Annotated in this window: 10 protein-coding genes; 6 read left to right on the forward strand and 4 right to left on the reverse strand. The window is 55.9% G+C overall.

Features of this window, described 5'->3' with window-relative positions:
- Positions 1-110: 110 nt before the first annotated feature.
- The 4 genes from T363_RS0112965 to proC form a co-directional block, all read right to left on the reverse strand.
- The gene (locus tag T363_RS0112965; RefSeq protein ID WP_031476483.1) at positions 111-710 is read right to left on the reverse strand and encodes a zinc dependent phospholipase C family protein; all 600 of its coding nucleotides are present in this window, start codon (positions 708-710) and stop codon (positions 111-113) included.
- Positions 711-905: 195 nt separating this feature from the next.
- Entirely contained in the window at positions 906-1,778 is an 873-nt protein-coding gene (locus tag T363_RS0112970; RefSeq protein WP_078097051.1) for a radical SAM protein, read from the reverse strand.
- Positions 1,779-1,870: 92 nt separating this feature from the next.
- Entirely contained in the window at positions 1,871-2,191 is a 321-nt protein-coding gene (locus T363_RS0112975; RefSeq protein ID WP_031476487.1) for a hypothetical protein, read from the reverse strand.
- An 82-nt stretch (positions 2,192-2,273) separates the two neighbouring features.
- Positions 2,274-3,086: a pyrroline-5-carboxylate reductase gene (gene proC / locus T363_RS0112980; RefSeq protein ID WP_031476489.1), complete on the reverse strand. Its 813-nt coding sequence runs from the start codon at positions 3,084-3,086 to the stop codon at positions 2,274-2,276.
- 251 nt (positions 3,087-3,337) lie between these two features.
- On the opposite strand from proC, the gene T363_RS0112985 reads away from it, so the two are divergent.
- The 6 genes from T363_RS0112985 to T363_RS0113010 all read left to right on the forward strand — a co-directional run.
- Positions 3,338-4,255 (forward strand): FUSC family protein, encoded by a 918-nt coding sequence (locus T363_RS0112985; protein ID WP_031476491.1) that lies wholly within the window; start codon positions 3,338-3,340, stop codon positions 4,253-4,255.
- A 29-nt stretch (positions 4,256-4,284) separates the two neighbouring features.
- Positions 4,285-5,685, forward strand: coding sequence for a sodium-dependent transporter (locus T363_RS0112990; protein WP_031476493.1), 1,401 nt, complete (start codon positions 4,285-4,287; stop codon positions 5,683-5,685).
- 249 nt (positions 5,686-5,934) lie between these two features.
- Positions 5,935-6,372, forward strand: a complete 438-nt coding sequence (gene rnhA, locus T363_RS0112995; RefSeq protein ID WP_031476495.1) for a ribonuclease HI — start codon at positions 5,935-5,937, stop codon at positions 6,370-6,372.
- 11 nt (positions 6,373-6,383) lie between these two features.
- Positions 6,384-7,037 (forward strand): DUF2238 domain-containing protein, encoded by a 654-nt coding sequence (locus tag T363_RS0113000; RefSeq protein WP_031476497.1) that lies wholly within the window; start codon positions 6,384-6,386, stop codon positions 7,035-7,037.
- Positions 7,038-7,436: 399 nt separating this feature from the next.
- Positions 7,437-8,795 (forward strand): uracil-xanthine permease family protein, encoded by a 1,359-nt coding sequence (locus T363_RS0113005; protein ID WP_051643284.1) that lies wholly within the window; start codon positions 7,437-7,439, stop codon positions 8,793-8,795.
- A 128-nt stretch (positions 8,796-8,923) separates the two neighbouring features.
- On the forward strand, positions 8,924-9,167 hold a 244-nt coding region (locus T363_RS0113010; protein WP_031476501.1), incomplete at its 3' end, for a helix-turn-helix domain-containing protein.

Consider the following 9,167-nt stretch of genomic DNA (forward strand, 5'->3'; position numbering starts at 1 on the left):
AAACAAGCTCACCGTTCCCGAAAAAGGAAACGGCGAGCATAACCGCACTATATTTTATTTATTTCTCCGGTCTACCTTGACAGGGGCGGATCAAGTGCCTGACTTTTTGTTTATGCAAGTGCGGCCGCAGGCACTTCGACCTGCTCATAAACGATGTTGATGATCGACAGCACGACCATTGCAGTCGCGCGGCAGATATGTACCAAATCATCGTTGATGCCGTGGCGGCGGCCTGCCGCGCGGTAAGCATCATGCATCGAGCCGATGCGGCTGATCAGCCCGTCCACCGATACCGGCGGGATGATGGGGCTGGCCCATTCCTCAAAGCGGGCTTCGGTCATCCGCCGGCGGATGACGAGCGCAACGCGCTTTTCGTACACATAGTGCGCCAGCAGATTGCGTTCATAGATATCATCGTTATGCGGATAGGTGAAAAAGTCGGTCATAAAGTGGCAGATCTCGCCCAGATCGACCGACAGCTCGCTGCCGTTGACCGGCCCGATCGTGTATCGGTCGGTAAAGGTGCGGATCTTATCCATCACTTCCTCCATCATAATGGATGGATTATGGCGCTTGCTCAAATAGGTACCGGTCAGGTCAGGTTTCAGGTTGCCATATACAAAAGCACTTCGGTCAAAAGTCACGCCGCAGGTCTGCTCGACATAATCCAGCAGCAGGTGCGCAACACGGATATGGGATACGGAATCCATCAGCAATCCTCCATACGGGATACGGTGTTCTTAACAGCTTCTTAACGGGGGCACGGTAAACGCATTAACCCCAAATCAAAGACAGTATATCACAGTCGTGCGGTTTTGTCTTGTGTTTTTTTCAAATTGTAACGGAAATAACACAATTTCTTTTGCTTATCCCGATTTTACACGGAGAAATTTGCAATATTTTGGTTATCTTGCCCGATATGCCTCGTTTTTGAAACGGATTTTGCCCTCCAGCGCCTGCCGCAAACGGGCGCACATGGCCTCACGGTCGCGGTTAAGGGTGCCGGCCAGATTGACATAGTTGCTGGCGTGGTTGGCGCGGAACACGCTGCCCTCTGCATCGATATGCTCGAGCAGCACCAGTGTTTCCTGCGCGATCTCGACCGGGTTCATCAGATAAAAGCGCCCTTCCTGCCAGTCGCGCATCAGCGGGGTGGGCAGCTCAAACAGCAGGGTCAGCAGGCCGATATACTCGGGCTTCATGCGGGAAAGCGCCTCGGCGGTCTTGACCGCGTGCTCCTCGCTCAGCTCGAGCGAGCCGAGGCCCGCGATCGCCGTGACCGACAGCTTCATGCCCGCCTGCTTGACCATCAGGCCGGCGTGTACGATTTCATCCGCAGTTTCGCCCTTGTTGACACGGCGCAGTACCTCGTCCGAGCCGGACTCCACACCCAGATAGATCATATCCAGACCCAGCTCGTGCAGCAGGTTCAGATCTTCCTGCTTTTTGACCAGGATGGAAGCCGGTGAACCATAGCTTGTAACCCGTTCACATTCGGGGAATACCTGCCGGATATAGCGCAGGATCTCCGCCATATGCTCAGGGCGGCACATCAGGGCGTCGCCGTCCGCCAGAAAGATGCGGCCGACATGGCGGTACATCCGACGCGCCTCGTCAAAATCGCGCTTCACATCCTCCAGCTTGCGCACACGGAACTGCTTTTCCTTGTACATATCGCAGAAGGTGCATTTATTGTGGCTGCATCCGATCGTGACCTGCACGATCAGGCTGTATGCTTCGGAAGGCGGCCGGAATACACGGCCTTCGTAATCGATCATGGCATTATGCTCCTTTTCTGTTTTGATGGCCCGCCCCCGGCGGACTGGGATAAAAAAGGCGGGCGGAGAAGGCTTCCTCCGCCCGCGTCTGTTCATTCTTCGGTTGGTGCTTCGGGTTCGGCGGCAGGAATTGGCTCCACCTCGTCCTCGTCGTCCTCCTCGGGGATTTCCTCGTCGAACGTATCCTGATAGGAGGCGTCCGCTGCGGCGCATTCCTCGGCACAGGCACAGGTGCCGCAGTCCGGGTCCTCGCGCATCATCTGCTCAAGCTCATCCATCGCCTTGAGTTCTGCCTCGTGGTAAACTTCTTCCTCGCGCTTTTTCTGCAATAGGATCAGCGCAGCGGTTGCGCCTGCCGCGCAGGCCAGACTGGTCAGCAGCAGCGCTGCTTTTACCTTTGTCGAATTTTTCACGGTATCCACTTCCTCTCAAAGTGATGCGGAATCTTTTCTTTACTTTATCATACAGGAGCGGCAAAGTCAATGCCGGCAAGGCTCATTTGCCCAGTTCATATGCGCGCGCGATACATTTATCGCTCGCTTCCGCCAGCATGCCATACAAATCGCGCGCTTCCAGCACGCGCATAGCTTCGATCGTTGCGCCGCCGGGCGAGCAGACCGCGTCGATCAGCTCTGCGGGGGTTTTATCGCGCCGCAGGAGCATTTTGGCAGAACCGATCATGGTCTGGCAGAACAGGGTGAGCGCATCCTCCTCGGAAATCCCGTGCTGCACCGCGCTTTTTACCATGGCATCGGCAAAGGCATACAGGTATGCCGGGGCGGAGCCGGCATAGGGGATGACCTCGTTGAGCATATCCTCCTGCTCGAATACAACGGTCACGCCCATGGTGTCGAACAGCGCGCGCACGGCGTTCAGCTGTTCCGTGGTTGCCGCATTGTTTTTAACAAGCTGGGTCGCGCCCTCCCCCAGCATCAGGGGCGTATTGGGCATTACGCGGATGATCGGCGTATCCGCGCCGAGCGCCTGCTCCATGCGCGCAAAGGTCACGCCTGCGGCGATGGAGACCAGAAGCGGCTTTTCTCCCGGGCAGACGGCCAGAACCGGCAGAATCTCCGCAAAATTCTGCGGCTTTACGCTGAGCAGTACGGTATCGCACGCGGTATACAGCGCGGCATAATCATCGGTTACGGCATAGCCCTGCCGCCGGTGCGCCTCCCGCTTTTCCTCGCTGCGGTTGAACAGCAGCGCCTGTTCGGGCGGGAACAAGCCGGCGCGCACCGCGCCCTCCACAATCGCCATTCCCATATTGCCTGCGCCAAGCACGCCGAAACGATAGTTTTTTTCCATAATACGCGCTCCTTTATTGTTAGAATCCGGTAAAATTATTATAACACAGGTTGTCAAACAAGTCCCCTTTTTGCGGAACGCGCCTGCATCAGGCAAAAACGGTGTTTTTCGGCCGGAAGGATTGCTTTTTCCCCTGCAAATAGCTTGTGAAAAAACATGACATGTGATACAATACTTTTATTATTTTCCGGCGGCGCCGTTTTTCCGGTCGGAAGGATGTTCCGCGCCGCCCCCGTTCGGAGGCGAAACGCGTGGGACGTCTATTGCCGCATATCGGGCTGCGGACGGTTAAAACCGGGCTTGCAGTTGTACTGGCGCTGTTTCTGGCCGATCTGCGTGCTTCTCCCCTGCCGATTTTTGCGGCCATCGGCGCGATCGTTGCCATGAACCGCACAGTGGGGGATGCGTTTGAATCCTGCCGCACGCAGTTTTTCGGCATCCTGCTGGGCGCAGGCTTCGGGGCGCTGTTCGTTAACCTGTTCGAAGGGCTGCGGTATGTGGGGATCGGTCTGGGTATGATGGCGCTGATCCTGCTCTGCGTGTCGCTGCGGCTGCGCTTTGCCGTGCCGCTGGCGTGCATTGTGTTTTCCGCCGTCTGCCTTTCCCCTGCGGATCAGGCGCTGTATTACGGTGTTAACCGCCTGCTGGATACCTCGATCGGTTTGGCAACGGCGCTGGCTGTCAACATTGCGCTCAAGCCGTATAACAACTACGGGCAGATCGTCCGCCTGCTGCGTCATTTCCGGCAGGCTGTTCCCGCCTATGTGGAGGAACGCGTGCTGCACGGCCGCTATCCCGATCTTTCCCCGCTGGAACAGCAGCTGCACCGCATTGCGGAGGAACTGGCGCTGTTTGAAAAACAGTATGTTCTGCGCCCGCAGGGGCGTACCGAGCAGGCCGTTTTTCTGCGCGGATGTGAACAGCTTGCCCGGTCGGTGTATCAGGAGCTGGCTGCCCTTTGCGCAATGGATGAGCGGGGCTGCCTGTCGCCGGAAAATGCAGCGCGGCTTGCCGTGCTCGGCCTGACCGCCCCGGAGGGGATGGCCGTTCCGCCGCGGAGGGACGCGGATGTGGTGGGCAACTACCATCTGGACAATCTGCTGCGCGCCTGCACATTTCTGGATGAATTTGATGCGGCACAGCAGCCTGCGGCGGGGCAAGAGAAATAAAAGTTACACAAGGGAGTTATGAACACAACATGGAACAGAAATCAAGAAGCAGCTTTTCCGGCCGCGTCGGCTTTGTGCTGGCGGCGGCGGGATCTGCGGTCGGTCTGGGCAACCTGTGGCGGTTCCCCTATCTGGCTGCACAGTATGGCGGCGGCATCTTCCTGCTGGTTTACCTGATTTTGGTCGTCACGTTCGGCTTTGCGCTGATGGTCACCGAGATCGCGATCGGCCGTAAGACCCGCCTTTCCTGCATCGGCGCATACAAGGCGCTGGATAAGCGGTTTGGCTTCCTCGGCTGGATCGCCACCCTTGTACCGGTCATCATTACGCCGTATTACTGCGTGATCGGCGGCTGGGTTATGAAGTACCTGTTCACCTTCGTGACCGGACAGGGCATGACCGCAGCCGACAACGGCGGTTTCTTTGACAGCTTTATCGGCTTTGACGCCGGATCGCTCACCGCCACGATGCTGGACTTCAGCGGCCCGACCCCGTGGTTCCTGCTGTTTGTGCTGGCAACAACGGTCGTCGTTATTTTCGGCGTGGAAAAGGGTATCGAGCGGGCCAGCCGCTTCATGATGCCGATCCTTGCGGTGCTGGCTATTTTCGTTGCCATTTATTCGCTGACCATCCCGGGTGCGATGGCAGGCCTGAAGTATTACCTGCTGCCCGATTTTTCACAGTTCTCGCTTTCCACCGTGCTGGGTGCGCTCGGCCAGATGTTCTACTCGATGTCGCTGGCAATGGGCATTATGATCACCTACGGCTCTTACATGAAGAAGGAAAACCTGCTCGAGCATTCGGTCACGCAGATCGAAGTGTTCGATACGCTGTTTGCCTTTGTTGCAGGTTTAATGATCATTCCGGCGGTGGTTGCCTTTAACGGCGGCGATCCCTCCCAGATCAACAGCGGCCCGGGCCTGATGTTCGTTACCCTGCCGATGGTGTTTGAATCCATGCACTTCGGTGAGATCATCGGCGCGGTATTCTTCCTGCTGGTGCTGTTTGCGGCGCTCACCTCGTCCATCTCACTGATGGAGACCATCGTTTCGGTCGTAATGGATAAGACCCACATGAAGCGCAAGCCCGCCACGCTTGTGGTTATGGTCATTATCCTGCTGGTCGGCATCCCGTCCTGTCTGGGTTACGGTCCGTGGGCCGCAATCGAGATCATCGGCATGCAGTTCCTCGATTTCTTTGACTTTATCTCCAACTCGGTGCTGATGCCGATCGTTGCGGTGCTCACCTGTATCCTGGTCGGCCATGTGATCGGCACCAAGGTGATCGCGGACGAGGTCAAGGAAGGCGCGGGCGCATTCCACCGCGAAAAGATGTACCATGTGATGATCCGCTGGATCGCACCGGTGCTGCTGGTCACCATTCTGGTGTCCGAGCTGCTCACCAAGGTATTCCACCTGTTCTCGATTTAACAGCATAACAAAGCGCTTCCGTCCGATGGACGGAAGCGCTTTGTTCTTTTTCTGTTCGCAAACAGAGATACGTATAGAAACTGCTATACCGGATACGGATGAAAAACTGCATGACAGCGGGACGATATGTTTTTTACAGAACAAAACGTGGGGCGTTTGTTTTGGTATTTCCCCGTCCATGCGGAAATTTTTCCTGACAAACCGCGCCCGGTCTGCTATAATAGGGAAAAAACCGAAATGGGAGATCATATGAAACACGTAACGATTTACACGGACGGCGCCTGCTCCGGCAATCCCGGTCCGGGCGGCTGGGGGGCGGTGCTGCAATACGGCGCACATGAAAAGGAGCTTTCCGGTTCGGAGCCATCCACAACCAACAACCGCATGGAGCTGCTCGGCGTCATCACCGCGCTGGAAATGCTGCGGGAGCCGTGTCAGGTCGATCTGTATTCGGACAGCAAATATGTCGTCGATGGTATCACAAAGGGCTGGGCCAAGGGCTGGCGCGCCCGCGGGTGGGTGAAGAGCGACAAAAAACCGGCAAAAAATCCAGAGCTGTGGGGACGGCTTCTCGATTTACTGGATAAACACAGCGTACAGTTCCATTGGGTCAAGGGCCATGCGGATAATCCGTATAACAACCGCTGTGATGAGCTGGCAGTGGCCGCATACCGGCAGTATAAGTAAGGAGGCGGAGCATGGAACGGTTACGGCATGTGCGTACCGGCACATTGGTTTTTTATTATGTATTTACCGTGCTTGCGTCGGCCAAATGTCTGCTGCGGGAAGGTACGGTTTATAATCTGCTGCTGGCGGCGGCCGCGTTTGCGCTGCCCGCTGTGCCCTTTCTGCTGTATCGCCTGTGCCGCCTGCGCCCGGTTTATCTGCTGGAGATCGTGTTCGATTGGTTCGTTTTGGCGGCGGTGCCCTTTGCCAGCCTGTTCGGCGGGTATGATCTGGTGCCGTACTGGGATAAAATTCTGCATTTTCTGTCAGGTTTCCTGTTTGCCGTGTTGGGTACGGCAGTGTATTTCACCAAAAAGCCCGGTCATGCGCTCGAACGGGCGGATGCGTTCAACGCCTCGCTTTACACATGGATGTTCGCCATGATGAGCGCCGTGCTGTGGGAGATTTGGGAATACCTTGTTTCCTTCTCCGGGGCGGATCCGCAGCAGGTGGCTGCGACCGGTGTAGGCGACACCATGCAGGATATGATCGTGTGCACGGTCGGTGGGCTGATTACTGCGCTTTCCTGCTGGAAATACCTGCGCGGGCAGGGCGAAAACCGACATACCGGTCTGATGATGCGCTTGTTTGAAGCCTATTACAACGAAAATATCGGGCGATCCTGAGACTGTCGAAAAACTTTGTTTTTCCGACAATCTGTGTTTGGACGGCGCCAAACACGGACGAGAAAAAGTTCCTGTGCAGAAACTTTTTCTCTTTCAAAGTATAAAAGCTGAGGTACACGCCCCCAGCTTTTATGCATTTGCAAAGCAAATGCTGTTTTATGCGCGCCATCCACGGATGGGTGCGGCACTGTGAAACAATACAAGCGAAAACCGCTTTTTGTGCCTATGCTTGCGCAAAAGAGAGAAAAACCGAAAAAACATTACTTTTTTGTCCAATCACGGCGGGAATTTGCTATAATAAGAACATATCAGCCAATCGGTTCATTTCACACGGGAGGGTAAAATGGAGAACGAAAAAAAGAAAAGCACTTTTTCGGACCGTATGACTTTACGGACAAGCTGCCGCTGGGTCAGGCAATCCCGCTGGGGCTGCAGCATGTGCTGGCGATGTTCGTCGGCAATCTGACCCCCATTCTGCTCATTACGAGCGCGTGCGCCGCGATGAGCGATGCCGAGCAGTTTGCGGCGCTTCAGGTATCGCTTTTGCAGAACGCGATGCTGATCGCGGGTATCGTCACCCTGCTCCAGCTGTTTGCGATCGGTCCGGTCGGCGGTAAGGTGCCGATCATCATGGGTACCAGCTCGGGCTTTATCGGCGTGTTCCAGAGCGTGGCGCAGCTGATGGGCGGCGGTATTCTGGCCTACGGCGCGATGATGGGCGCGTCCATCATCGGCGGTCTGTTTGAGGGCGTTCTGGGCTTTTTCCTCAAGCCGCTGCGCCGCTTTTTCCCTGCGGTCGTCACCGGCACGGTCGTGCTGTCCATCGGCCTGTCGCTGATCGGCGTCGGCGTCGGCTCGTTCGGCGGCGGCAGCAATGCGCCAGACTACGGCTCGCTGGAAAACCTGCTGATCGCCCTGTCCGTGCTGGTCGTTATCCTGATCTTTAAGCACTGCACCAAGGGTATTCTGAGCTTTTCGTGCATCCTGCTCGGCATTATTTTCGGCTATATCGTGTGCGCCGTGCTGCCGCTGTTCCTTTCCACTACCGGCATCACTCCCGAGGGTGTGGAGTATACCAAGGCATGGGTGCTGAACTGGGATAAGGTAGCGCAGGCGAGCTGGTTTGCCGTGCCCGAGATCATGCCCGTGCCGATCGTATTCGATATGCGTGCGATCGCGCCGGTGCTGATCATGTTCATCGTAACCGCGGTGGAGACCGTGGGCGACATTTCAGGCGTGATGGAGGGCGGCATGGGCCGTGAGGCAACCGATAAGGAGCTTTCCGGCGGCATCATCTGCGATGGTCTCGGTTCTTCCTTTGCGGCACTGTTCGGCGTGCTGCCCAACACCTCGTTCAGCCAAAATGTCGGTCTGGTTACGATGACCAAGGTGGTCAACCGGTTTGCACTGGCATGCGGCGCCGTGTTCCTTATCCTGTGCGGCCTGCTGCCCAAGCTGGCGGCACTCGTATCCATCATGCCGCAGTGCGTGCTTGGCGGTGCGGCGGTTATGATGTTCGCCTCGATCGTGATGAGCGGTATCCAGCTTATTACGCGCGAGCCGCTTACCACCCGCAGCATGACCATCGTATCGGTCGCGCTCGGTCTGGGCTACGGCCTGGGCGCAAATACTGCGGTGCTGGCCGGCCTGCCGCAGGGGATCCAGTTGATCTTCGGCGGCTCGGGTATCGTACCGGCGGCACTGGTCGCAATTCTGCTCAATATCCTGCTGCCCAAGGAAAAACAGGAAACTGCCTGATGCCCTTGCCGCAGCAGTGCATATCATAGGATAGTTGCAGTGAAAATGGAAAAAAGTCAGGACATGTGATATGATCCTCCTAAAGTAGACCATGGAAAAAACCAAAATCTACTTTAGGAGGATTTTTTATGGGCAAAATAAAATTCACTCCAGAGAAGAAAATAGAAATCATAGAAGCGTATAAGTCGGGTAAGGTTGCCTATTCTCAATTACAAGATGTTTATGGAATGAATCGTGACGAGATATATAGATGGATATCCAAGTACGAAGCGAACGGTATTGAAGCCTTTGTAAGTGGAAACAGAAGGTATTCCAAGGAATTTAAGATTCATTGCATTGAAGAGTATCTTAGCGGAATTGGCAGTGTGGATG

This window comes from Agathobaculum desmolans ATCC 43058 (assembly GCF_000701665.1).
Lineage (GTDB): Bacteria > Bacillota > Clostridia > Oscillospirales > Butyricicoccaceae > Agathobaculum > Agathobaculum desmolans.

Bases quoted from the DNA above. Each gene is read 5' to 3' on its own strand.
- T363_RS0112965 (WP_031476483.1), bottom strand. From the start codon at position 710: ATGGATTCCGTATCCCATATCCGTGTTGCGCACCTGCTGCTGGATTAT.
- T363_RS0112970 (WP_078097051.1), bottom strand. From the start codon at position 1,778: ATGATCGATTACGAAGGCCGTGTATTCCGGCCGCCTTCCGAAGCATAC.
- proC (WP_031476489.1), bottom strand. From the start codon at position 3,086: ATGGAAAAAAACTATCGTTTCGGCGTGCTTGGCGCAGGCAATATGGGA.
- T363_RS0112990 (WP_031476493.1), top strand. From the start codon at position 4,285: ATGGAACAGAAATCAAGAAGCAGCTTTTCCGGCCGCGTCGGCTTTGTG.
- rnhA (WP_031476495.1), top strand. From the start codon at position 5,935: ATGAAACACGTAACGATTTACACGGACGGCGCCTGCTCCGGCAATCCC.
- T363_RS0113000 (WP_031476497.1), top strand. From the start codon at position 6,384: ATGGAACGGTTACGGCATGTGCGTACCGGCACATTGGTTTTTTATTAT.